We start from the raw sequence: 22,827 nt of genomic DNA on the forward strand, positions 1-22,827 counted from the left end.
CTGCCGGGAAGCGCCCCAGCGCTACCCTATGTGGAGTTAGCCGACACCATGGGACTATGAGGGGGTTCACATGAGACTCGTCCTGGAGGACGTGTCCGAGGACCTGGCGCGTGAGCTCTTCGCGCTGCTGGGCAGGCACGGGGCGGCGCCGGTGCTCCAGGACGCGCAGTGGACCGTCACCAGGGCCGCGCAACTCCTGCGGGACCTGCCGGCCACCGCCGTGCAGATCATCCGCCTCGCCGCCGAAGGCGAGGGCTGGGTCGCCTCCGGCCACCTGCGCGGCCCCGACGGGTCGGAGTCCCTGCGCGGTCGGTCCGGTGCGATCACCAAGGCCGTCAACCGGGGTGCCGCCAAGAAGCGCTGGCCCGTCGGGATGCCGCAGCCCGTCGAGGCCCAGTACGACCCCGAGAACCCCTCCTACCAGCGCACGACGGGCTACGTCATGAACGAGGACCTGGTCCCCGTCTTCAAGGCCGCCCTGGCCCGCATCGACCGGGAGACGGCGGAGCTCGCCACCGCGACCGTCACCGCGGAAGGCGGCGCCTGATGGACCGCAAGACGTACACCGCCGAACTCGCCGGTCTGCGCGAGCTGCGCGCCGGGATCACGGCCGCCGAGAAGCAGGTCGCGGCCGCGCGGAAGGAGCTGGACAGGCTCGCCGCCCAGCGTTCGCGACGGGTGGCCGGGCTGGCGGGGTACGAGGGCGCGAAGGCCGACGCCATCGCGAAGGCCGCGGGCCTGTCGGTCGGCGACGTCGTGCGGATCGCCCCGCTGCTGGACCCGACCCCGGCCGCCGTCCGCACCGCCGCGCCCGTCCCGGTGCCCGTCGCGGAAGTGGCGGAAGCGGAGGAAGCGGCAGAACCGGCGCCGGTTGCCGAGCCACCCGCCGCCGTCGCCCCGGCGCTGACCCGCCCCGCCGCCGTACTCGAGCAGCCCACCCCCTCGCCCGTCGCCGCGCCGACCGTTCCGGCGGCCTCGGTCGCTGCCCCGGTGCGTCCGGCGGTCGAGGCCGGTCCGCGCGAGCTGCCCACCCTCCCTGAGGGCCCGGCAGGAGCCCGGTTCGAGGCCGTGACGACCGGCCTGCTCTCCAAGCGCCCGAACTTCACACAGCAGGCCCGCTCCACGGTGTTCCTGGACGCGGCCGCCGGGATGCTCGCGGTCCGCGACCAGGTCGTCCGGGTCGACCTCGGTGCCCGCACCCCCGGGGAGATCCTGGACGCCGTCCTGGCGACCGCGCCCGGCACCGAGCGCGTCTACATCACCGCCGGCGCCCCCTGGCACGACGGCGCCGAGCGCTACTCCACCCTCAAGGACGCCGTCGCCGCCTGGCTGAACACCCCGTCGGAGCGGTGGACCACCGCCGTCGGCTCCGGCCGCGACAAGCTCGCCGGCCACTTCGTCCACCAGCGCCAGCCCGTCGGCCGCTACGCCCCCACCGCGGCCCCGGACAGCGGCACCACCGAGATCCGCTCCATGGGGGAGTGGTTCGACCCGGACGGCGCCGACGTCGTCACCTGCCGTCAGGCGTTCACCCTGCTGTGGCAGGCGCTGCGCCGCCACTGGGACGACGCGGTCCTCATGGGCTCGCCGTCGCAGACCGGCCGGGACCTGTGGTCGCGCACCGTCCCGACCACCGGCAAGTGGGCCGGCGGCTACCCGGTCCTGTCCGAGGAGCTGCGCGGCCTGCTGCACGCGACCGGCGGCCAGGGCCGCACCGAGCTGGTCCTGCCCCCGCGCGTGCCGGAGCAGCTGCCCGCCCTGGTGGAGTACGACCGCACCTTCGCCTACGCCAAGCACCTGTGGAAGTCCCCGGTCGGCACCCCGCGCCGGATCACCGCCGCCGGGTTCGCCGCGATGACGGAGGCCGAGCAGACCAAGGCCCTGATGTCCTGCTCGCACTGGAACGTCAAGGTGACCGTCCCGCAGGGCTGGAACCACGTCGGCCTGCTGCCCGCCCCGGTCACCGGCGACCGCGCCTGGACCTACCCCTCGGCGCCCGGCGAGACCTTCACCACCTGGGCGGGCGGCGCCGAGGTCCACCTCGCCCTGTCCAACCACCTCGCGCCGTGGCGGATCGAGGTCCTCGGCGGCCTGCTCTGGGAGGACGGCAAGCCGCTCGACGAGTGGGGCAAGCGCCTCAAGTCGGCGTGGGCGGACCTGACCAACCTCTCCCGCATGCACGGCGACGACCGCCAGCGCACCGCCGCCTACCTCGCCTCCCGCGCCGTCCGCGCGGTGCTGCTGTTCGGCCTCGGGGGCTTCGCCCAGCGCCCGCGCCTGGTCTCCGGCACCACCCCGGTCGGCGAGACCCTGCCCGCCGGGGTCGAGATCCTCGGCCGGGACGACCAGGTGGTGACCTGGCAGCGGCAGGCCGGCTTCTCCCGCGACCCGTACGCCCACCCCGAGTGGGCCGCCTACGTGTGGTCCGGGGCGCGGGCGGCGCTGCTGGACATGAGGTACCGCCAGGGCAAGGAGGTCATCGGCCACGCCGGCGCCCTGCACGCGAAGCCCGGCACCGTCGTCTACTTCGGCACCGACGGCATCGCCCTGACCGAGCGCCAGCCCTGGCCCTACCGCGGCGAGCCCGGCGACTACCTCCTCAAGGGCCACCTCACCGGCCCCGTCGAGCACCCCACCAGCCAGGAGCAGTACCTCAAGCTGCGCGGCCTGGGCCGCGCCGAACTCGCCGCAGAGGAGACCCGGTGAGCCCGGCCGACCCGAACCAGCCCAACGAGGCCGCGCGGCTGACGCAGCAGCTCATCGACCACGGCTACACCAAGCGCCAGGTCGCCGGGATGCTCGGCCGCGACGCCTCGCTCGTCTCCCAGTTCTTCACCAAGGGCAAGGGCGCGAGCATGGTCGGCGCGCTGCGCCAGCTGGTCCGGGCGGTCCGCGGCGGCGAGCGCGACGAGGAGACGCTGTCCGGGATCGCGGAGGCGAACACCAGCCGCCGCCGCACCAGGACCGGACAGAAGGCCCGGGTCCGGGGCAAGGACACGGTCGGCGAGGCCGGCGGGTCGATGGCCGGCCGCGCTGGGAGACAGGCCATCAGGTCCGGCGCCGGCCACCTCGCGCCCGTGGTGCACGAGACCGGCCGGGCTGGCGGCCGCCTCGCCTTCACCGTCCGGATGAAGGCCGACCAGTACGTGTACTCGGCGGGCTCGGAGCAGGACTCCGGCGGCATCCGGCGCGGGTTCGTCCCCCGCGCGGACGGCACCGAGGAGCGCACCTACGGCTCCGCCGGCACCGGAGGCTTCGACGCCGCCGAGTGGTCCCGGCGCGTCGCCGACCACCACGGCGACGTCACCGAGGCCATGAAGGCCTGGCTGGTGGAGACCGGCCGCGCCATCGCCGACGCCGACATCCAGTACCTCGAAGTCCGCGGCTGGATCCCCGGGGAGAACCGGTGAGCGCAGGTCATCCGGACCGGCACACCGCACCGGACCCCCACCGCCCCACATGGTTCGCCGGCTCCGACGAGAAGCTCACCGTGCTGCGCCGCGCCGCCGAGGCCCGCGGCGTGGCCCTCGACCCGGCCACCCCGCCGAGCGAGGAGGACGCCCAGGAGCTGACCGACCGACTCGCCGACATCCTCCTGGCCGAGGGCGGCTTCGACGGCGACTGGCAGACCACTCCGTTCGGCGACCTGGTCGAAGGCCTGATCGACGCCCTCCACCGCTACGCCTACCCCGACGAGCACTGACCCCCCGGCACCCAGTACGCGAAGGAGACACCCGCGTCGTGGAGAGCACCACCGCCACCGCCGAGCAGGGCGCGCCGGCCCGGCCGCCGCTCCCGGCGCAGCCGCTCGGTATCGCCGTGGCGAACCCGCTGCCGCTGCACGGGTTCCAGAAGGACGCCGTTGCCGCCGCCGTGCGCGAGGTGAAGGACGGCGGCCGCGCGACGGTCGTCGCGGCGACCGGCTCCGGCAAGACCCTGATCGCCGCCGGCTGCGCCCGGCGCCTGGCGGCGAGGGGCCGGGTCCTGGTGCTGGTGCCGACGATCGAGCTGCTGGAGCAGACCGCCGAAGCCTGGTCCCTGCGAGGCGGACGCCGCGGCCTGGCGGTGGCGGCCTGTTCACGGGAGGAGGCGCTGGAGAGCGCGGAGGCCGGCGGCCGCGTCCACGCCCGGGTGACCACCCAGGCCCCGCGGATCACCGACCTCGTCGCCGGCGCCCCCGACGACCAGCCGGTCACCGTGTACGCGACCTACGCCTCGCTGGAGCGGATCGTCCAGGCCCACCGCGAGTTCGGCCTGCCCGCCTGGGACCTGGTCGTCATCGACGAGGCGCACCGGACCGCCGGCGCCGAGAGCAAGGCGTGGGCGGCCGTCCACGACGACGCCCAGGTCCCCGCCACCCGGCGGCTCTACTTCACCGCGACCCCGCGCATCGCCGACGACCGGCGCGCGAAGGACGGCCAGGCCGACCTCGCCGAAGCCGACGGCCAGGCGCTGCCCGCGCTCTGCTCCATGGACGACGAGAGCATCTACGGCACAACCGTCTTCACCTGGACCCTCGGCCAGGGCATCGAGCACGGCTACCTCGCCGACTACCGCGTCCTGGTCCCCGTCGTCACCGACGAGGACCTGCGCGAACTGCTCCGCCTCCCCGCCGTCGCCGACCTGCGCACCCAGCGCTCCAACGAGGAACTGCTGCGCCTGGCCCTGCAGATCGCCGTGCTGCGCGCCGTCGCCGACCTCGACCTGCGCCGCGTCATCACCTTCCACTCCCGGGTCAGCGCGGCGCGGGAGTTCGCGGACACCCTGCCGGACGCCTCCCGGCTGCTGGAGGACGCGGAGCGCCCGGAGCGGATCTGGGCGAAGGCGGTGGCCGGCACGGACCGCCTCCGCGACCGCCGGGCCGCGTTCGCCGAGTTCAAGGCCCACACCGGCGAGGACGGCGAGGAGTGCGGCATCCTCTGCAACAGCCGGCTGCTGACCGAGGGCATCGACGTCGCCGCGGTGGACGCCGTCTGCTTCGCCGACCCCAAGAGCTCGGTCATCGACATCGTCCAGGCTGTCGGCCGCGCCCTGCGCCAGTCCTACCGGCAGGGCAAGGTCTCGTGGATCGTCATCCCGGTCTACCTGCCGACGCCTCAGGCCGGCGACGACACCGCCACCGCGCACCCGTCCGAGGTCCACGACGCCGACGAGGCCGTGAAGGCGGAGGCCGACACCGAGATCGAGGCCTCCAGCTTCCGTACGATCTGGCGGGTCCTGCGCGCTCTCGCGGCGCACGACGCCCGGGTGGTCGGCCGGATCACCGAGCTGCGCGCCCACCGCTCGCAGCCCGCCGCGCACACCACCGCGGCCAAGACCCCAGAGGGCGATCAGCAGCCGGCGGCCCCGGTCGAGTCGCCGGCGGAGTGGCTGAAGGTCGACGCCCGCCGGCACGCCGCGCGCATCCTCCAGACCGTCAAGCTGCGCGCGTTCAACCCGCGCGCGGCCGAGTGGCAGCGGATGCACGCCGTCGCCGCCGGGTTCCACACCGGGCACGGCCACCTCGACCCCGTCGACAGGACGAGGCACGCCGAGCTGATCTCCTGGCTTACCCGCCAGCGCCATCTCCACGGCCAGGGCCTGCTCGATGCCGCCCGGGTCAGTGAGCTGGACGCGCTCGGCATGATCTGGTCGAAGAACGCCAATGCCTGGGAACGCGGCGCCGCGTACGCCGCCGCGTTCCACCGCCGGCACGGCCACCTCGCCATCCCCGCCACCGCGAAGCTGGACGACTACGCGGTGGGCGCGTGGATGCGCCGCCAGCGCAAGGCCGCGGGCCTCACCGGCGACCAGGCGGCGAAGCTGGACGCGCTGGACGAGCTGTGGCGCCTGGAGCCGGACTGGAACCGCTCCTACCGTCGCCTGCTCGCCTACCTCGCCGCCGGCGGAGCCCTCGACGGCCCGGTGAACCGCACCGGCGGCGAGGCCGACCCGGCCTTCCGCCCCGGCACCTGGCTGCGCAAACAGGACAAGGCCCGCACTGACGGCAAATTGACCAACCGTCAGATCACGCTCCTGGACGCCCTCCACCGGCACGCCGGGACCGCCACCGGCGGCCGGAGCGGGTGATGCTCCACCGAAGGGCGGCCCGCGGAGCCGCCCTTCGGCGAGCGCACGTCCGACGTGCGCCGTGCGTCCCCCGACGGTCCGGAGAGTCGACAGCCCCGGGCGCCGGCGGTGCTGCTACTTCTGCCAGCCGACGGTCTCGGGCAGCGGGCTGTAGAAGATGGCGGCGCCGACGTTGGCGAGGCCCTTGCGGATGCCGTAGGTGGAGGGGCCGCTGTAGAGCGGCAGCAGGGAGTACTGCTGGAGGGCCTTCTGCTCGACCTCGTTGACGGCCGCGATCTGCTGGCCGAGGTCGGCGATCTCTCCGGTGGCGCGGATCTCCTTGTCCAGTTCGGGGGTGCCGGCTCCGGTGATGTTGGAGTCGCGGTCGGAGCAGTAGAAGTCGCACAGGTACCGGGCGCCGAAGGGGTCCGTCGAGCGGTTGCCGGAGATGAACAGGTCGAAGCGGCGGTCGCTGAGGACCTTGGAGAAGTCGTTCTCGGAGACCTTGTTGACGTCCACCTTCACGCCGACGGTCTTGAGCATCGCGGTGAACGCACTGGCGGTGGCCTTCTCGATGGGGCCGTCGCCGAGCAGGGTGTAGCCGATCGCGAGCTGCTTGCCGTCCTTGGCGCGGATGCCGTCGGCCCCGGGCTGCCAGCCGGCCGCGTCCAGGGTCCTGCGCGCCTGCTCCGGGTCGTACTTCAGCACGGAGGCGACGTTGTCGCGGTAGCCCTGCTGGAAGCTGTAGAGCACCGACGAGCCGGGCAGCGGCTCGGTGTAGTCGAGGCCCTGGAACCGGATCTTCGCTATCTGGGCGCGGTCGATGCTCTCCTGCACGGCCTTGCGGACCTGGACGTCGCCGAGCAGCGGGGACTTGGTGTTGAGGTACAGCGAGTACTCGAAGGGGCTGCCGCCGCTGCGGATCTCGGCGTCCTTGACCGTCTTCACCTGCTTGAGGTTCTCCGCCGTCCCGACGGGGGCGTAGTCGAGTTCGCCGTTCTTGAAGGCGTTGATCGAGGCGGCGCTCTCCAGGTTGACGTAGACGCGCTTGTCGAGCTTGCCCGGCCGGCCCCACCAGGTGGGGTTGCGCACGAAGGTGATGTTGCCGGAGTGGTCGTCCCAGGTGCCCACGGTGTACGGCCCGGTGCCCCACTCGGGGTGGGCGGTCTTGACGTACGCCTTGTTGAAGTTGTCGACGGTGGCGGCCTGGGGGTGCAGGAAGGTGGTGAACAGCGCGGACCAGGAGGCGTTGACGCCCTTGAAGGCGATGACCGCCTGCTTGTCGTCCGCGCCCCGGGTGACGGAGGTGATGCGGTCGTAGCCGTCGGTGGAGGAAGCCGCGTACTCCTTGTCGGAGCCGTTGTTGGCCTTCCAGGTGGCCTCGATGGCCCGCCAGTCGATCGGGGTGCCGTCGTTGAACACGGCCTTGGGGTTGAGGGTGATGACGACCTTCTGGTCGCCGCCCTCGACGGAGACCTTCACGTCGCTGTAGTAGTCCGGGTTGTACTGGACCTCGCCGGTGGGCGAGTAGGTGATGGCGTCGGCGTTGTACCAGGACCAGACCCGCAGCGCGTTCAGGGTGCCGTTGACGTTGAACGGGTTGCCCTGCTCGTCGAAGGTCCCCGCGGTGGTGTAGGTGCCGCCGTCCTTGATGTTCTCGTACGGCTGGGGGTTGTAGTCGGTGACCGAGGACGCGACCTTGGCGGCGTTCTTGGCGTCCTGCCCGGGGGAGGCGCCGGTGGAGCCGCCGGAGGGGGACGAGGAGGAGCAGGCGGTGGCGGCGACCGAGACGGCCGCGGCGAGCGCGAGGGGCAGGGCGAGCTTCCGACGCATGGGGTGTCCTTGGTGGGATTCGGTGAGACGGGGAAGAGCGGGGGGCGGGGGTCAGACCGCGTGGCAGGCGTACCGGTGGTCGGAGCCGTCCGGGGCGCCGACGGTCGCCGGCCGCTCGGTGCGGCAGCGCGTGCGTACGGCCTCGTCGGCCTCCCGGTGGAGCGGGCAGCGGTCGACGAACACGCAGCCCTGCGGCAGCTGGGCGGCGCTGGGCTGCTCGCCCGCGAGGACGATGCGCTCGCGGTGGCGCTCGCGCTCCGGGTCGGGGACCGGGACGGCCGACAGCAGGGCCCGGGTGTACGGGTGCCGGGGCCGGGCGAAGATCTCCTCGGTGGCGCCGGACTCGACGATGTGTCCGAGGTACATCACCGCGACGCGGTCGGAGAAGTAGCGCACCACGGCCAGGTCGTGCGCCACCACGAGGTAGGCCAGGCCCAGTTCGCGCTTCAGCCGGGCGAGCAGGTTGATGATCTCGGCCTGCACGGAGACGTCCAGGGCGGACAGCGGCTCGTCCAGGACCAGCAGCCTCGGCTCGCGGGCCAGGGCGCGGGCGATGCCGACGCGCTGGCGCTGGCCGCCGGACAGGGCGGCGGGGAAGCGGTCGCCCATGGCGCGGTCCAGGCCCACCAGGTCCAGGAGTTCGGTGACCCGGGAGCGGACGGCGGTGCGGTCGGCGCCGGCGGCCTGGAGCGGTTCGGCCAGCAGGTCGAAGACGGTCAGCCGAGGGTCCAGGGCGTCCGTCGGGTCCTGGAGGACGATCTGCACGTGGCGCCGCAGCTCGCGGACCTCGGCGGCCGAGCGCAGCGTGGCGACGTCGGTGCCGGCCACCTCGATGCGGCCGCCCTCGGGGGCGCGCAGCCGCAGCACCTCGCGCAGCGTGGTGGTCTTGCCGCTGCCGGACTCCCCGACCAGGGCCAGGGTTTCGCCCGCGCGCAGTTCGAAGCCGACGTGGCTGACCGCGTGCAGGGTGCCCACCCGGCGCTTGAGCAGGGCGCCCTTGGTGACGGGGAACGTCTTGACCAGGTCCTCGACGCGCAGGACCACCTCGCCGGCGGTCCGCTCGGCGGGGCCGGCCGTCGGCACGGGAGGGGCCGCCCCGACCGGGTCGAGGCTGCCGTCGGCGATCTCCCGGGCGCGGTGGCAGGCGGCGCGGCCGGGCCGCCCGGCCGGCGCCGGTGCGTTCAGGTCCGCTGAGGTCAAGTCCGGTGCGGCCAGGCCTGGTTCGGTGGTCCGGCACACGTCCACGGCCACCGCGCAGCGGGGCGCGAAGGGGCAGCCGCCGGGCAGGGCGACCAGGGACGGCGGCTCCCCGCCGACCGGGACCAGGGGCCGCGGGACGCCGCTGTCCACGGTCGGGACGCTGGCCAGCAGGCGGGCGGTGTAGGGCATCGTGGGGCGGCGGAAGAGCTCGTCGACGCCCGCGTGCTCGACGATCCGTCCGGCGTACATGACGGCGACGTCGTCGGCGTGGCCGGCCACCACGCCCAGGTCGTGGGTGATCAGGACGAGGCCGGCGCCGGTCTCGCGCTGGGCCAGGCGCAGCACGTCGAGGATCTGCGCCTGGACGGTGACGTCCAGCGCCGTGGTGGGCTCGTCGGCGACGAGCACCGAGGGCCTGTTGGCGATGGCCAGGGCGATGACGACGCGTTGGCGCATGCCGCCGGAGAACTCGTGCGGGAACGACTTGGCGCGTTCGCGCGGGTCGGGGATACCGACCAGGTCGAGCAGTTCCACCGCCTGCTCCCAGGCGTCCTTCCGGGACAGCTCCCGGTGCACGCGCAGGGCCTCGGAGAGCAGCCGGCCGACGCTGAAGATGGGCGTGAGCGCGGACATCGGGTCCTGGAAGACCATGCCGATGTCCTTGCCGCGGACCCGGGAGAGCTCCTTGTCGTCCATCGCCGCCAGGTCGCGGCCGCCCAGCAGGATCCGGCCGCCGAGGCGCGCGGTGGGCGGCAGCAGGCCCATGACGGCGAGGGCGGTGGCGGACTTGCCGGAGCCGGACTCGCCGACGATGCCCAGGGTGCGCCCGGGCAGCAGGTCGAAGTCGACGCCGCGCACGGCCTCCACCGGCCCGGCCTCGGAGGGGAAGGAGACGCTCAGGCCGCGTACGGACAGGACGGGTGCGGGCCCGGCGGGGCCGGCGGGGTCGGTGGGGTCGGTCGCGAGCCCGGTGCGGGGGGCGGGTGCGAGGGTCATCGTCGGGCTCCTGCCGCGCCGGTGGTGGACGTGGGGTCGAGGGCGTCGCGCAGGCCGTCGCCGACGAAGGTCATCGAGACGGTGAGCAGGACGGTCAGCCCGGCGGGGAAGGCGAAGAGCCAGGGGGCGCTGGTGATGGTGCCCGCGCCGTCGGCGAGCATCGTGCCCAGCGACACGTCGGGGGTCTGGACGCCGAAGCCGAGGAAGGACAGGGCGGTCTCGCTGAGCACGGTGGAGACCACGCCCAGGGTGAGGTTGACGATGAGCAGGGAGCCCAGGTTGGGGATGATGTGGCGCAGCACGATGCGCAGGGGGCGCACGCCCATGTACTCCGCGGCGCGCACATAGTCGCGCTCGCGCAGGGACGTCGACACCGACCAGACCACGCGGGCGGTGGACATCCAGCCGAACACCGTCAGGACGAGGATGAGGACCCGCCAGTCGCCCGCCAGCCGGTGCGAGACCAGGGCGAGGACGAGGAAGGACGGCACGACCAGCAGGAAGTGGATGAGGGCGAGGGTCGCCTTCTCCACCCGGCCCCCGACGTAGGCGGCGCCCGCGCCCACGACCGCGGCGAGGGCGACGGTCAGCAGGGAGACGGTCACCGCGATCACCAGCGAGCGCTGGAGGCCGTGCACGGCGGCGGCGTAGACGTCGTTGCCGCCCTGGTTGGTGCCGAACCAGTGCTCGGCGCTCGGGGCCTGGGTGAGGGCGGAGAAGTCGGTGTCCGCGTAGCCGTACGGGGTGAACAGGCCGCCGAGCGCGCTGAACAGCACGAGCAGCAGGAAGATCACCACGCCGGCGACGGCGGTCCGGTTGCGCAGGAAGCGGCGCAGGTAGAGGCGGCGCCGGCCCAGGTAGCGGCCGTCGTGCCCGGCGGCCGGCGGGTCGGTGTGCAGCGGATCGGCGGCCGCGCCGGGACCCACAGGGGCTACAGGAGTGCTCATCTCAGCTCACCCGCACCCTCGGGTCGAGGAGGACGGTGGCGATGTCCGCGAGGATCGCGCCGACCGCCGTCAGGGCGGCGGCGAACGCGGCGGTCGCCACGGTGCCGTGCACGTCGTTCTTGCTGATGGTCTGGATGAAGTACTGGCCCATGCCGTTCCAACCGAAGATCGTCTCCGTGAGCACCGCGCCGGTGAACACCGCCGGGATGCCGAAGGCCACGGACTGGGCGGTGGGGATCAGCGCGGTGCGCAGGGCGTGCCGGCGGATCGCCTGGGCGCGGGTCAGCCCGGTGGCCCGGGCGGTGCGCACGAAGTCGGAGCCGATGACGTCCAGCAGCAGCGAGCGCTGGGTGAGGTGGTAGCCCACGTACCCCGTCAGGGTCAGGGTGAGCGTCGGCAGCACCAGGTGCAGCAGCCGGTCGCCGACCGTCGCCCAGAACCCCTCCACGCCGGGCGAGTTCTCGCCCGCGACGTACAGGAAGTGCCAACCCGCCTGCTCGTTCAGCCGGATGGCCAGCAGCACCAGCGCGAGGGCGGCGATCGACACCGGGACGTTGAACAGCGCCATGGACAGGGCCTGGGCGGCCCGGTCCCGCCAGCCGTACTGGCGCGAGGCGGTGTGCACCGCGAGCGCCACACCGACGACGACCGACAGGACCGTCGCACCGGTCACCAGCTCGGCGCTGACCAGGGAGCGGTAGCCGATCTCCCCGTTCACCCGCACCCCGACCGGGGAACGGCCCCAGTCGAAGCGCAGGACCACCCCGGTCAGCCAGTCCCACCAGCGGTGCAGCAGCGGCTCGTGCGGGTCCAGGTTGTAGGGGGCCAGGGCCCGGGAGATCTGCTCCTCGGTGCGGACCGGGCGCAGCTCCTTGAAGTTCGAACGCGGGTCGAGGAACCAACTGGCCAGGAAGTAGGTGGCGTTGGTGGCCACGGCGATCACCAGGAACCAGCCCGCCGCCCTGCGGGTCACGTACCGGAGCACGGACGCCACCTCCCCACCGGATGCGACGGGTACGGCCGGGGAGCGCCGGGTCTGGGGGAGTTGGGCATGCGGGTGGAACTTCCTCGATCCAAGGGGTGGTTGCACGACCGTGCAGAGGCCAGTCTGTGTGCGAGCGACACCCGGCACCAGGGACCAGGGCAAGTGGACACGAACACGAAACGCGCCCGCAGCACATGGACGCGTTCGCGTCACAATTCGTCGAATCCGCAGGTCGCAGGGGCCGCGGCGGCCACCGGTCCGCGCCGTCGCCGAGCGTCGGCGGGCGCGCCGCCGGCGGCGGACCACCCGCCGCCGGGAAACAATCACGCCATGGACAAGGACATCACCCGTACGGTGGACGCCCTCTGCGAGGCCGACGACGCGGACGTCTCCGTACTGCGCGCCGAGGTCGAATCGCGGGTCGCCACCGGCGAGTTCGACTGGGCCGGCGGCCTCGCGGCGGAACTCGCCGCCCGCACCGCCGTCGGCCGGGACCGCCAGGGGCACTGCGCCGCGGCCCTGTACTGGACACTGAACGCCCTGGCCGCCCGCCCGGGGCCGCAGAGCCTGCGCGCCCTGGTGCGCGTGCTGGACTCGCCGCACCCCGGCGTCTCCCCGCGCTACCTGGCCGCGGTCGTCGCCCACGGGCACCGCATCGAGGACATCGCCGACGAGGTCTTCGACCGGGCGCCCGAGACCGCGGACGCGCGCGAGTTCGCGGCCTGCCTGCTCCACGAGACGGTGCTCGTCTCGGACGCGGTCAACGGCCACCCCGCGCTGCGCGCCTTCGCCGACACCCTCCTGGCCGAGGGCCACCCGCTCGCCGTACTGCCGCTGGCCCTGCTGCCCGAGGAGCACGGGCTGCGGCGCCCCGCGGGAGCCGCCGACGACTGGACCTGGACGGTCCCGGCCGTGTGGCCGGAGCCGGGCGACGCGCTGGAGGCCACGCCGGCGACGCGGCAGCGGGCGGCCGCGGCCGAACCGACCGAGACCAGCCTGCCCGCCACGACGGAGGCCATGGGCGCGGCCGTCGCCCACTGGCTCGCCCAGTCCAACGGCAAGCTCGCCGCCCAGGAGTTCTGGCTACCGGACCCGGTCGCCCCCGAAGACCTCCCGGCACTCCTCGCGCTCCTGCCGCTCACCCCCTGGCCGCCCGGCCAGACCCCGGCCCGGCTCCACCCCTCCGACCCCGACCTCGCCCTACGGACCCTGCTCACCGCCGCCCTGCGCGCACCGGCCTACGGCCACGGCAACTACGGCGCCTACGGCAGACTCGCCGCCTGGCGCTCCCTGGCCGCCCTGACCGGCACCCCCGCCGACGCGCCGATCACCCGGACCGCCGACCGCGTGCGCCAGACCACCTGGCTCCGCCTCGGCACCGCGTCCGCCCCCTGGTTCCACAACGTCGCCTGGGACCTCGCCCTCGCCGCCCTGCACCCCGACGGCCGACACCTCGCGGTCCTGGCCGCCACCGACACCGACTGACCACACGCCACCCCGGCCGCCAGCCCCGCGACCGCAACCCGGCCTCCGGGCAGCCCCCTCCGGCCTGCCCCGCCCGCCCTTCCCATCACCGGCAGCAGCGCTATCGCCCTCGGCTGGGCCTGCGCCCCGATACCGGTGAGCGGGGTGCCGGCGACGCCCGTCGAACTGTCCATCGGCCGACGTTATGATGTTCGATGCTCTACAGAGCGTGTCGAACAGCATGGGGGGAACATGGGCATCGATGGTGCCGGAACGGGGTTCGGCGCTCATCCGGAGAAGCTCGGGGACGCGGGCGACAAGCTCGTTGCGGCCGGCGGGGACGTGGGTGGTGTCAAAGCGGCCCTGGACAAGCTGAACATGTCCGACCCCGCCGTCCTCGGCGAGTACGGCGCGGGCGACGCGGCGAAGGCCTTCTGGCAGGCCTGGCAGGACGAGCTCCAGGTGAACGTCGACGCGCTGAAGGATCTCGGCGGCAAGGTGCACACCACCGCGGCCAACTACGCGACCACGGACCACGGTGTCCAGCAGCAGTACCAGCAGGGGGCCTGACCGTGGCCGACCACAGCGCGCACCCGCTCGGCGGGCCGTCGGGCAGCCAGCGCCAGCAGGCCGAGAAGCTGAAGAAGACCATCGACGAGTCCCACGGCATGTGGGGCGCCGGCGACCTCAAGTACGCCGTCCACGACGCCCTGCAACTGCCCGCGCCCAAGGGCGACTCCGGCAAACTAGGCGAACTCGCCGCCGCCTACAACACGGCGAGCGGCCGGCTGGACCAGATCCAGATGACGGTGACGCAGGTCGGCTCGCAGCAGCTGCCCGACGCCTGGACCGGGCAGGTCGGGGAGAAAGCCGCGGAGGTGGTCAAGGCCTCCGCCGACGACCTCGGGCGCTGCCGCGACGCCCTGGGCAAGGGCCGGGACCAGCTCAAGACGTTGGCCGGCGCGCTGAGCGAGGCTCAGGTCCTGCACGGGCAGGGCCACGCGCCGCTGGCCGAGGCGCTGAAACTGCTGCACGACATCACCGTCGGCGATATGCCGGACCCGGTCCACTGGGACGACGACACGATGCACACCGCCCAGGCGAAGGCGAGGGAGGGCATCAGGTCGGTCCACGACGCCGCGGTGAAGGCCGAGAACGCGGGCCGCGCCGCCGCCCGCGAGCTGAACGCGCTGGCGGGCAAGGCGCTGGCGGGCAAGTTCAAGAACAAGGGCCTCAGCGCGGAGGACAAGCTGGTCATCGTCGATGCCGCTCTCGCCGGCAGCCAGGAGTACGGCAGCATCCTCACGGCCAACGACGTGACGCGTGCCGGCCAGGTCATGGACAAGATGAGCGAAGCCGACAGGGCACGCTTCGACCAGCTGCTGGCCGGCTGCAAGTCCCCCGAGGAGCGTGCCTACCTGATGAAGGCGCTCGCCGCCGGGCACAGCTACGACGAGGTCAAGAAGTTCGACGACCTGATCCACGAACACGCCGACGATCCCGACTGGCTCGCCGATCGGATATCCCCGGTGCAGCTCGACGCGACCTCCACCCAGAAGACGGACACGGCCTACCAGGGCGTCAAATGGGGTCAGGGACCGTATCCGACCTGCGTGGCGGCCTCGACCGTGACCGCCCGGGCGATGGTCGACCCGCTCTTCGCCTTCCAGCTCACCACCGGCGGTCACCCCGGCGACCCGGCCTACGACAACGGTCAGGCGTCGAAAGAGCGATGGGACAAGGAGACCAACCGGGTCTACGACACCCGCTCCTGGTGGCACTTCGACAAGGGCGGGATGTGGGACTGGGAGTCCGACGACGTCGCCGACGACGAGATCGGCAAGCACACCGGCGCGGAGTACCACAACGTCGACCTCGACAGCCGCGACAAGCGCCAGAGTGCGCTGACCGAGATCGAGCAGAAGATCGACGAGGGCAAGCCCGTCCCCGTGTCGGTCCGCGGAGACGGCGGCCACCAAATGATGATCATCGGACACCGGGGTGACCAACTGGAGCTCTACAACCCCTGGGGCTACACCGTCTGGGTCAGCGAGAGCGACTTCATCAACAACCACATGGGCGGCGCCTCCGACGACAGCCTCCCCAACGTCACAAGCGTCCGAATGCCCAAGTGAGGCACCAGATGAACACCCCACAACCCCAGAGCGACAGCCGGCTCGCCGAGCTGGACGTCGAGATCCTGCTGCGCTTCGGCCTGCCGCACCCGGGACCGCACCGCTCCACCCTGTTCGGCGACGGCGCGGTGGCCGCCGCGATCACCGTCGACCGGCTCGGCGCGCTGCCACGGGCCCTGGCCTTCCTCGGCGAGACCGTCCGCGCCGGCGGCACCCGCTTCGCGGCCGCCCTGCCCGAACCGCTGCCCGGACCGGCCGCCACGGTGGCCCGCGGCTGGCTGGAGGCAGCCGCCATGGTCGTACAGGACCCCACAGGGGACCAACTGGTCGCCCGCTGGCTCGACGCCGTCGCCGCCGTCCTGGCGCTGCGTGTCACCCACCGGGAAGCGACCCCGTGAAGCGCAGGTGGCGCCTCGTCCTGCTGATGGTCGTCGTGGCGCTGGCTGTCCCGGCCACCATGCGCGCGGTGACCGTCCACCGGAAGACCACCGGCAAACTCGACCACGGCACCGTATTCACCCAGACCTCGGGACAGATCACCGTCAAGCCCGGCGAGCTGTTCTCCGTGGAGGTGCCCGCCTACCGGTTGGCAGGCGACGTCTGGAGCATGGCCGCTCCAGCCCCCGACCCGGCCGTCGCGAAGGCCGCCGGTGACGAGTACGTCCACAACTTCGACGTCAGGGACCTGTTCGACTTCGGCGAAATCGGAAACACCGGCTCGGGCGGCCGCTACTACTTCACCTTCCGCGCCCAGAACCCCGGCCGTACCACCATGACCGTGCACATCGCCTACCGCGACGAGCTCGGTGGGGACTGGCCCGGAGGGCCGGACCAGATCAAGCGCCAGTTCACCGTCGACGTCAGCTCCGACGCCCCCCGCTGAACCCCCGTTCCGAGGAGGCCGGTTCGCGTACGGCGGGTCCGTTCCAGGGGGCGGACCACCGCGCGGGCCCCTGGGCCATGCCCCGGCGGATCGGCTCCACCGGCCGCAGTGCCAGGCCGGTGACCAGCCAGGCGACCAGGGCGGTGAACAGGGTGGTGCTGGGCAGCACGTGGCGGGTGAGGAGGCCGGTGGCCCGGGCCTCGGCCTGGTCGGCGGCGGTGGGGTCGACCAGCAGGTAGCCGGTGACGCGCTGGTCCGGCAGGCCCTCGATGCCGGTGTACTGCCGCAGGGCCTCGGAGGTGGCCGGGGCGGTGGCCCGCTTGACCAGGGTGACGTCCCGGTCGGCGGAGCGGCATCGGAGCGCCGCGCGGGCTCGGCCACCGACGGTCATTCGGCCTTCGGCCGTCTCAGGTCCATCGACCACCCCGACAGCCGCTCGACCGCACTCCAGGTCAGGCCCACGCACGGATCGGTGTCGACCAGCAAGGTCGCGGCCGCGCGGCCGTCGGCCCAGGCCCGCGCCTGCGGCGTCAGCGCATCGTCCACCCAGGCCGCTGCCCGTTCTCCGACGAAGGCCGCCACCGCCGGCACCTTCTCACACGGTTCGAACGGCTTGGGTGGGAAGAAGACGACCGGCAACCGTTCCAGCCCCAGGAACGGCGCGAGGAACTCGTTCGCCTCCTCTTCCCAACCCGTCGCCCAAACGATCTCGAAGTGCTCGGCAAGTCCGTTCAGCCACCGCCCGTGGACCCGGTTCAGACGCACCGGCTCCTCACCGGGGAAGAACCCGTACTCCTGGTAATCCGCCGGGCACACCGCCGCGGCGAACGGGTTCAGCACCCCGTCGACGTCCAGAAGCAACAACGGCAGGTCGGCAGTCACGACGACTCATCCTGCCGCCGTAGGACCCCCGCCACAACGGGAAGCGACCGCGGCGAACGCGGGAAACGATCCACCACCCGTACATGTGCGGGGTGGTGCGGCCTTGTCCACCTGACCCGGAGGAGCGGCGTCTGCCTCGGACACCACGCAGACGACAAGCTCCGGCTTCATGCCCGAATCCCGCGGCAGGCGTGCTGCGCCGCCACGGTCCGGGCTCCACGTGCCCCGGTTCCCGCCTCCGCCCCCACCTCCTCCGCGGCCTCCGCGTCGGCGATGCGGCCGCGCACCATCGCGTCCATGACCGCCATGTACCGCTGCGTGCGGGGGCCGCCGAGGAGGAAGGGGTTCGCGGCGCCGGGCGGTTGGCGCCGCAGCTGTTCGGCTCGTTCGAGGCCGTGGTCGTTCGGGTGGTTGGAGAGCTCGACCTCCACGTTCGTCCGGCGCATGACGGCCCGGAAGGAGTGGACGGAGGCGAGGAGGGTGCGCAGTTCCGCCACCGTCGAGGGCGGGTTGAGGCCGCCCCACAGCATCGCGCTGTGGTACCGGCCGCCCGCCCGGACCGGGATGACCGGGGACACGGTGCCGGGGGTGTGGCCCGGGGTGTGGTGCAGCTCGATCGTCGTGCCGCCGAGGGTGAGCTGCGCGCCGTCCGCGATGTCGAGGTCGCGGACGGGGGCGTCGGCGGGGCGGGTGCGGGCGAGGAGGTCCCAGTCGGCCGGGGACATGTGCACGCGGGCGCCGTAGCGGTCGGCGAGGGTCTGGGCGCCGCCGAAGTGGTCCGCGTGGCCGTGGGTCACGACGACGTGCCGGATCGCCGCCGGGTCGGCGCCGACCGCCCGCAGCCCGGGGACGATGACGCCCTCGGCATCGGCGGGTGAGGTGAGCGCGTCGATCAGCACGATGCCGTCGTCCGTCAGCACCGCCATCGCCGAGACCCAGCCCGCGCTCAGCAGCACCAGGTTGTCGAACAGCTTGACGGGCGCGGGCGCGGGCAGCGGGGGAAGGACGGAGCCGGGCGTCAGCGCCGTCACCAGGGCCCGCAGCACGGGGTCGTCGGTGGCGAGGCGGCGGGCGCGGTCGTAGTGCGGACGGCCGGCGGGCGGTGCCGTCGCCGAGGAGGGGTCGGCGGCCGAGGCCGTGCCCGGAAGGGCGGCCGGCGCGGCCCCGGCGGCGAGGCCGAGGACGGCGAGCTGGGCGAGACGGCGCCGGGTGAAGTCGGCGTCTGTGTCGGCCCGGCGGGTGGGTCGGATCATCGCGGTCGGGGCTCCTGGTCGGTCGGGAAGGGGCGCTCCTTCGGGAGGGGATGCTCCTTCGGGACGGATGCGGATACGGACGTCAGCCGAGGGCGCTGACGACCGTCTTCGTCGCCTGGGCGATCAGGGCGTCGTCGGAGGTGGCGTCGGCCTTGCCGCGGTCGGTCAGGACAACGATCACGATCGGGGCGCGCCCGCCCGACGGCCACGCCACGGCGACGTCGTTGCGGGTGCCGTAGCCCGCGTTGCCGGTCTTGTCGCCGATCCGCCAGTCGGCGGGCACCCCCGCGCGGATGTACGGGCCGCCGGTCGTGTTGCCGACCAGCCAGTCCGTCAGCAGCCCGCGCCGGCCTTCCGGGAGGACGTCGCCGAGCACGTAGCGGCGCAGGTCGGCGGCGAGGACGCGCGGTGTGCTGGTGTCGCGGGTGTCGCCCGGGGTCGCCTCGTTGAGGGTGGGTTCGGTGCGGTCGACGCTGGTGGTCGAGTCGCCCAGGTCGCGCAGGGACTGCTGGACGGCCGCCGGGCCGCCGAGTTCGGCGAAGACGAGGTTGGCCGCGGTGTTGTCGCTGTACTGGATGGAGGCGGAGGCCAGGTCGCGCAGCTTCATGCCGGTCGCCACGTGCTGCGAGGTGATCGGCGCCCACGCCAGCACGTCCTCCTGGCGGTAGGGGACGACCTTGTCCAGGTCCGCGTCGGACGCCTTGCGCAGCAGGGCCCCGGCGGCGAGCGACTTGATCGTGGACGCGAACGCGAACCGCTCGTCGGTCCGGTGGACGACCTCCCGGCCGCTGCCGGTGTCCACCGCGTACACGCCCAGCCGGGCGCCGAACCGCTGCTCGAGTTCCGCGAAGGCCGCGTCCGCCGCAGCGGCCGAGGCCGCCCCCGCCGCTGTCGTCGTTGTAGTGGCGCCGGTGGCCGCCGCCGTCGAGGCGCCGTCCGCCCGGCCGCACCCGCCGACCAGCGCGGCCACGAGCAGGGCCACCCCGGGCAGCGCGACGCGGGTACGGGTACGGGTGCCGGTACGGCGGAGGTCGGGCGTCATCAGTGGTCTCCCCTGGTCGTTCGTGTCATCACGGTCGCGCCCCGCGACGGTGGTCCACACCGCCGCGATCCGCGCGATCACGCTCAGCTAAACAGGCCACGGACGCCCCAGTCCAAGACCGCAATCGTGAAATGAGCGATAAGAAAACGCCTATGATTGCTGGCCATGGACCTGCTGGGGCACCTCCGCCACTTCCGCGCCGTCGCCGAGGAACGGCACTTCGGCCGCGCCGCCGAGCGCCTGCGGATCGCCCAGCCCTCGCTCTCCCAGCGGATCCAGCGCCTCGAACGCGAACTCGGCGTGACCCTCTTCGACCGCGGCCCGCGCGGCGTCGACCTCACCCCGGCGGGCCGGCTGCTGCTCGCCGAGGCCGAGGAGACCCTGGACAGCGCCGCCCGCCTCCTCGCCACCGCCGCCGACCTGCGCAGCGGACGGGCCGGCACCCTGCGCGCGGCCGTCCCGCCCGAACTCGGGCCGGCCACCCTCGCCGCGCTGCTCACCGGCTTCGAGACCGCCTCCCCGGGCACCCGGCTCGAACTGCGGGAACTGCCCGTCGCGGCCGTGGTGCGCGAACTCGCCCAGCACACCGTCGACGTCGCCGTCGTCCGCCACCCCTGCCCGGCCGACGGACTGGCCTTCGGCCCCGTCCTGCACCAGCCGCTCGGCGCCCTGCTCGCCGCCGGCGGCCCGCACGCCGACCGCCCGGAGCTCGCGGTGGCCGACCTGACCGGCCTGCGCCTGGTCCTCTTCCCGCGCGCCACCGCCCCGGCCCTGTACGACGAGGTCCTCACCACGCTGACCAGGCACGGCTGCACCCCCGAAGCCGTCGTCGACCCGCCGGGACCGGACGTCGCGGGCGCGCTCGTGCTCACCGGCAGCGCCATCGCCCTGGTGCCGCGCACCACACCCCCACCGGGTACAGTCTGGCGTCCGCTCACCGGCACCCCGCTGGCCTGGCGGACCTCCACGGCCTGGCCGACCGGGCGGGGCGGGCCCGCCGTCCGGCTGTTCGCCCAGGCCGCCCACGAGGCGCTGACCGGACCCGGCGGCCTGCTGCCCCAGCCGCCCCACCGCCCCCCGCTCTACCCCCGGCCCGCAATGGAGTTCCCGCTGTGACCAGCGACCGCACCACAGCCGACCACCCGGCTCCTGACCGCCCGGCCGCCGACCGGACCACGGCCGCCGACCGGACCCCGCACGGCCGCGCCGCGCGCACCCGCATCGCCGCGGCCTTCGCCGACGCCGGCGTCACCGGCCGACTCCACGCGCGCGACCTCGACACCGGCGCCGAGATCGGCCTCGGCGCCGACACCGCCGTCTCCACCGCCAGCGTCCACAAGCTCTGCCTGCTCGTGACGCTCTACCGCGAGGCCGCCGCCGGACGCGTCGACCTCACCCGGCAGGTCGACGTCCCCGCCGCCGGCCGCACCCCCGGGTCCACCGGCCTCGGCGCCATGCTCGACGACGCCCGCCTCTCCCTGCGCGACCTCGCCTACCTCACCGCCGCCGTCAGCGACAACACCGCCGCCGACACCCTGTGGGACCGGATCGGCCTCGACACCGTCAACCGCACCATGGCCGACCTCGGCCTCACCCGCACCGTCGCCGTCCACAAGCTCCGCGACCTCATCGCCGCCCTCGCCGAGGACACCGGCCCCGACTCCCCGGTCGACCCCGCCGTCGTCGCCCGCCTCAGAGTCCTCGACCCCGCCTTCACCAACCACAGCACCCCCCGCGACATGACCACCCTGCTCGCCGCCCTCTGGCACGGCGACGCCTGCCCCGGCGACCACGGCACCGCCCTGCGACGCCTCCTCGGCCTCCAGGTCTGGCCCCACCGCCTGGCCTCCGGCTTCCCCTACGACGACGTCCGCGTCCACGGCAAGACCGGCACCCTCCCCACGCTGCGCCACGAGGTCGGCGTCGTCGAATACCCCGACGGCGGCCGCTACGCCCTCGCCGTCTTCACCCGCGCCGCCGCCACCACCATCACCCTGCCCGCCGCCGACGCCGCCATCGGCACCGCCGCCCGCCTCGCCGTCGACGCCCTCCGGGCCCAGGCGGCAGCCGGCCGGGCAGGCTGACCGGGCCCACCGCGTCCCGGCCTCCGCCATCGCGCACTCGTCGGCGGTCGCCTGACGGCCCGTGCGCCGAAGGGCGTCCCGACCCGGGCCCGAGGGCCGCGCCGCCAACGGCACGACGGGCAGGACGAAGGCGACGGCCCACAGCCACGGGTGCCGCCACCGCGTGCGCCTGGTGCCGGTCACCGTCCCCCCGGGGGGACTCGTGACCACCAGGGTCGGGAATCACGCCGCCACGAAACCGCAGCCCACGGGGAATCGCGTGACAGCCGACAGTCGACAGCCGACAGCCGTCAATCCGGTCGACCCCCTCCTCACGCGTACCGGGGAAAATCCGCCCCTTCACCGGCCACGCACCGTGCCGGAGCGCTACGTTGACGGCCGCCGACCATGGGGAGAACCGCTGACATGACCATCGACAGGGCCGCCCTCGACAGCGCGATGAAGGCGGTCGTCGCCGCCGCGCACGCCGACGACCCGGCCGCGCTGTACCAGGCCGTGATGCCGCCGGCGGGCACGGACACGCCCCCGGCCGAGGTCACCGCCTGGTTCGGGACGCTCCTCATCCACCTGGCGCTCTCCGCCGCGACCACCTCGAAGCTGGAGCGCGGCTGCCCCCGGGAGGCCGTCTCGGGGTGGATCGGGGAGACGTTGGGCCCGCCGCCCACCCCGGCGCTGCTGCGCGCCGCGGATCCCGGCCGCATCGACCATGCCGAAGCGGTGAGCGCCGCAGCGGACTACTCCCGGTGCCACGAGTACACCGTCGACCTGATCCGGCTGGGACTGGCCGAGCCGAACGAGGCACCGGACGAGCGGGGCGTCGACGCCCACTGCGCGGCGACGAACGACAGCAGGACGCGGATCACCGTGATCGCGATGCTCGGCCGCCTCGCCCCCGTCCCCGGCGGGCGGGCCTGACGCCGCCGCTCCGGCAGCGCCGGGCCGCCGGGCCGGTCGAGTCCGCCGCGCCCGGGCGCCCGCCGGTGCCGGGGGAGGGCCGGAGCGGGACGACGAGGGGTCAGGGAGCGCGCTGATGCCCTGCCCCCGGCGGCGCGGCCACACGTTCGTATGCTTGCGT

At 73.8% G+C, this 22,827-nt stretch carries 21 protein-coding genes; 13 read left to right on the forward strand and 8 right to left on the reverse strand.

What is annotated here, in order from left to right:
• The first annotated feature begins 70 nt into the window (after positions 1-70).
• Genes ACLWS4_RS23370 through ACLWS4_RS23390 form a run of 5 tightly spaced genes read left to right on the forward strand, consistent with a single transcriptional unit; the run spans position 71 to position 6,069 of the window.
• On the forward strand, positions 71-547 hold the full coding sequence (locus ACLWS4_RS23370; RefSeq protein WP_074005426.1) for a hypothetical protein: 477 nt from the start codon (positions 71-73) through the stop codon (positions 545-547).
• Positions 547-2,706: a hypothetical protein gene (locus ACLWS4_RS23375; protein WP_416875134.1), complete on the forward strand. Its 2,160-nt coding sequence runs from the start codon at positions 547-549 to the stop codon at positions 2,704-2,706. The genes ACLWS4_RS23370 and ACLWS4_RS23375 overlap by 1 nt, the downstream gene beginning before the upstream one ends.
• Positions 2,703-3,410, forward strand: coding sequence for a helix-turn-helix domain containing protein (locus tag ACLWS4_RS23380; protein ID WP_375876089.1), 708 nt, complete (start codon positions 2,703-2,705; stop codon positions 3,408-3,410). The genes ACLWS4_RS23375 and ACLWS4_RS23380 overlap by 4 nt, the downstream gene beginning before the upstream one ends.
• The gene (locus tag ACLWS4_RS23385) at positions 3,407-3,703 is read left to right on the forward strand and encodes a hypothetical protein (protein ID WP_416875135.1); all 297 of its coding nucleotides are present in this window, start codon (positions 3,407-3,409) and stop codon (positions 3,701-3,703) included. Before ACLWS4_RS23380 ends, ACLWS4_RS23385 begins: the two co-directional genes overlap by 4 nt.
• Positions 3,704-3,741: 38 nt before the next feature.
• Positions 3,742-6,069, forward strand: a complete 2,328-nt coding sequence (locus ACLWS4_RS23390; protein WP_416875136.1) for a Helicase associated domain protein — start codon at positions 3,742-3,744, stop codon at positions 6,067-6,069.
• A 114-nt stretch (positions 6,070-6,183) separates the two neighbouring features.
• Here the strand turns inward: ACLWS4_RS23390 and ACLWS4_RS23395 are convergent, their stop codons facing one another.
• From ACLWS4_RS23395 to ACLWS4_RS23410, 4 genes are read right to left on the reverse strand one after another with little or no spacing between them, the layout of a single operon-like run.
• Positions 6,184-7,881: an ABC transporter family substrate-binding protein gene (locus ACLWS4_RS23395; protein WP_387975252.1), complete on the reverse strand. Its 1,698-nt coding sequence runs from the start codon at positions 7,879-7,881 to the stop codon at positions 6,184-6,186.
• A gap of 51 nt (positions 7,882-7,932) precedes the next feature.
• A complete protein-coding gene (locus ACLWS4_RS23400) occupies positions 7,933-10,077 on the reverse strand; it encodes a dipeptide ABC transporter ATP-binding protein (RefSeq protein WP_416875137.1) in 2,145 nt (714 codons plus the stop codon).
• Positions 10,074-11,024: an ABC transporter permease gene (locus ACLWS4_RS23405; RefSeq protein WP_416875138.1), complete on the reverse strand. Its 951-nt coding sequence runs from the start codon at positions 11,022-11,024 to the stop codon at positions 10,074-10,076. Before ACLWS4_RS23405 ends, ACLWS4_RS23400 begins: the two co-directional genes overlap by 4 nt.
• Position 11,025: 1 nt before the next feature.
• A complete protein-coding gene (locus ACLWS4_RS23410; protein ID WP_049649271.1) occupies positions 11,026-12,009 on the reverse strand; it encodes an ABC transporter permease in 984 nt (327 codons plus the stop codon).
• A 330-nt stretch (positions 12,010-12,339) separates the two neighbouring features.
• Between ACLWS4_RS23410 and ACLWS4_RS23415 the strand changes: the two genes are divergently transcribed.
• The 5 genes from ACLWS4_RS23415 (at position 12,340) to ACLWS4_RS23435 (ending at position 16,491) form a co-directional block, all read left to right on the forward strand.
• Positions 12,340-13,494, forward strand: coding sequence for a DUF6183 family protein (locus ACLWS4_RS23415; RefSeq protein WP_416875139.1), 1,155 nt, complete (start codon positions 12,340-12,342; stop codon positions 13,492-13,494).
• Positions 13,495-13,725: 231 nt separating this feature from the next.
• Positions 13,726-14,043: a hypothetical protein gene (locus tag ACLWS4_RS23420; RefSeq protein WP_380739742.1), complete on the forward strand. Its 318-nt coding sequence runs from the start codon at positions 13,726-13,728 to the stop codon at positions 14,041-14,043.
• A gap of 2 nt (positions 14,044-14,045) precedes the next feature.
• Complete coding sequence (locus tag ACLWS4_RS23425) at positions 14,046-15,608, forward strand: hypothetical protein (RefSeq protein ID WP_387975266.1); 1,563 nt, start codon at positions 14,046-14,048, stop codon at positions 15,606-15,608.
• An 8-nt stretch (positions 15,609-15,616) separates the two neighbouring features.
• Entirely contained in the window at positions 15,617-16,006 is a 390-nt protein-coding gene (locus ACLWS4_RS23430; RefSeq protein WP_387975269.1) for a hypothetical protein, read from the forward strand.
• Complete coding sequence (locus ACLWS4_RS23435) at positions 16,003-16,491, forward strand: protease inhibitor I42 family protein (RefSeq protein WP_416875140.1); 489 nt, start codon at positions 16,003-16,005, stop codon at positions 16,489-16,491. Before ACLWS4_RS23430 ends, ACLWS4_RS23435 begins: the two co-directional genes overlap by 4 nt.
• Here the strand turns inward: ACLWS4_RS23435 and ACLWS4_RS23440 are convergent.
• The 4 genes from ACLWS4_RS23440 to bla all read right to left on the reverse strand — a co-directional run bounded on the left by ACLWS4_RS23440 (position 16,469) and on the right by bla (position 19,668).
• Entirely contained in the window at positions 16,469-16,882 is a 414-nt protein-coding gene (locus tag ACLWS4_RS23440; RefSeq protein ID WP_416875141.1) for a hypothetical protein, read from the reverse strand. The two genes, ACLWS4_RS23435 and ACLWS4_RS23440, sit on opposite strands and share 23 nt — an antisense overlap.
• Positions 16,879-17,373, reverse strand: a complete 495-nt coding sequence (locus tag ACLWS4_RS23445; RefSeq protein ID WP_416875142.1) for an HAD domain-containing protein — start codon at positions 17,371-17,373, stop codon at positions 16,879-16,881. The genes ACLWS4_RS23440 and ACLWS4_RS23445 overlap by 4 nt, the downstream gene beginning before the upstream one ends.
• Positions 17,374-17,540: 167 nt before the next feature.
• Positions 17,541-18,626: an MBL fold metallo-hydrolase gene (locus ACLWS4_RS23450; RefSeq protein ID WP_416875143.1), complete on the reverse strand. Its 1,086-nt coding sequence runs from the start codon at positions 18,624-18,626 to the stop codon at positions 17,541-17,543.
• A gap of 82 nt (positions 18,627-18,708) precedes the next feature.
• The gene (bla, locus tag ACLWS4_RS23455) at positions 18,709-19,668 is read right to left on the reverse strand and encodes a class A beta-lactamase (protein ID WP_416875144.1); all 960 of its coding nucleotides are present in this window, start codon (positions 19,666-19,668) and stop codon (positions 18,709-18,711) included.
• Positions 19,669-19,833: 165 nt separating this feature from the next.
• Here bla and ACLWS4_RS23460 point away from each other — a divergent pair, with 165 nt between their 5' ends.
• From ACLWS4_RS23460 to ACLWS4_RS23470, 3 genes are all read left to right on the forward strand, one after another.
• A complete protein-coding gene (locus tag ACLWS4_RS23460) occupies positions 19,834-20,784 on the forward strand; it encodes a LysR family transcriptional regulator (RefSeq protein WP_375876100.1) in 951 nt (316 codons plus the stop codon).
• Between the two features lie 104 nt (positions 20,785-20,888).
• Positions 20,889-21,752 (forward strand): serine hydrolase, encoded by an 864-nt coding sequence (locus ACLWS4_RS23465; protein WP_416875182.1) that lies wholly within the window; start codon positions 20,889-20,891, stop codon positions 21,750-21,752.
• A gap of 405 nt (positions 21,753-22,157) precedes the next feature.
• On the forward strand, positions 22,158-22,667 hold the full coding sequence (locus ACLWS4_RS23470; protein ID WP_049649255.1) for a hypothetical protein: 510 nt from the start codon (positions 22,158-22,160) through the stop codon (positions 22,665-22,667).
• Positions 22,668-22,827: the final 160 nt, after the last annotated feature.

Origin of the sequence: Kitasatospora sp. SC0581 (genome assembly GCF_048159585.1) — a bacterium.
GTDB lineage: Bacteria > Actinomycetota > Actinomycetes > Streptomycetales > Streptomycetaceae > Kitasatospora.

Bases quoted from the DNA above. Each gene is read 5' to 3' on its own strand.
- ACLWS4_RS23370 (WP_074005426.1), top strand. From the start codon at position 71: ATGAGACTCGTCCTGGAGGACGTGTCCGAGGACCTGGCGCGTGAGCTC.
- ACLWS4_RS23375 (WP_416875134.1), top strand. From the start codon at position 547: ATGGACCGCAAGACGTACACCGCCGAACTCGCCGGTCTGCGCGAGCTG.
- ACLWS4_RS23395 (WP_387975252.1), bottom strand. From the start codon at position 7,881: ATGCGTCGGAAGCTCGCCCTGCCCCTCGCGCTCGCCGCGGCCGTCTCG.
- ACLWS4_RS23400 (WP_416875137.1), bottom strand. From the start codon at position 10,077: ATGACCCTCGCACCCGCCCCCCGCACCGGGCTCGCGACCGACCCCACC.
- ACLWS4_RS23405 (WP_416875138.1), bottom strand. From the start codon at position 11,024: ATGAGCACTCCTGTAGCCCCTGTGGGTCCCGGCGCGGCCGCCGATCCG.
- ACLWS4_RS23415 (WP_416875139.1), top strand. From the start codon at position 12,340: ATGGACAAGGACATCACCCGTACGGTGGACGCCCTCTGCGAGGCCGAC.
- ACLWS4_RS23420 (WP_380739742.1), top strand. From the start codon at position 13,726: ATGGGCATCGATGGTGCCGGAACGGGGTTCGGCGCTCATCCGGAGAAG.
- ACLWS4_RS23430 (WP_387975269.1), top strand. From the start codon at position 15,617: ATGAACACCCCACAACCCCAGAGCGACAGCCGGCTCGCCGAGCTGGAC.
- ACLWS4_RS23440 (WP_416875141.1), bottom strand. From the start codon at position 16,882: ATGACCGTCGGTGGCCGAGCCCGCGCGGCGCTCCGATGCCGCTCCGCC.
- ACLWS4_RS23450 (WP_416875143.1), bottom strand. From the start codon at position 18,626: ATGATCCGACCCACCCGCCGGGCCGACACAGACGCCGACTTCACCCGG.
- bla (WP_416875144.1), bottom strand. From the start codon at position 19,668: ATGACGCCCGACCTCCGCCGTACCGGCACCCGTACCCGTACCCGCGTC.
- ACLWS4_RS23460 (WP_375876100.1), top strand. From the start codon at position 19,834: ATGGACCTGCTGGGGCACCTCCGCCACTTCCGCGCCGTCGCCGAGGAA.
- ACLWS4_RS23470 (WP_049649255.1), top strand. From the start codon at position 22,158: ATGACCATCGACAGGGCCGCCCTCGACAGCGCGATGAAGGCGGTCGTC.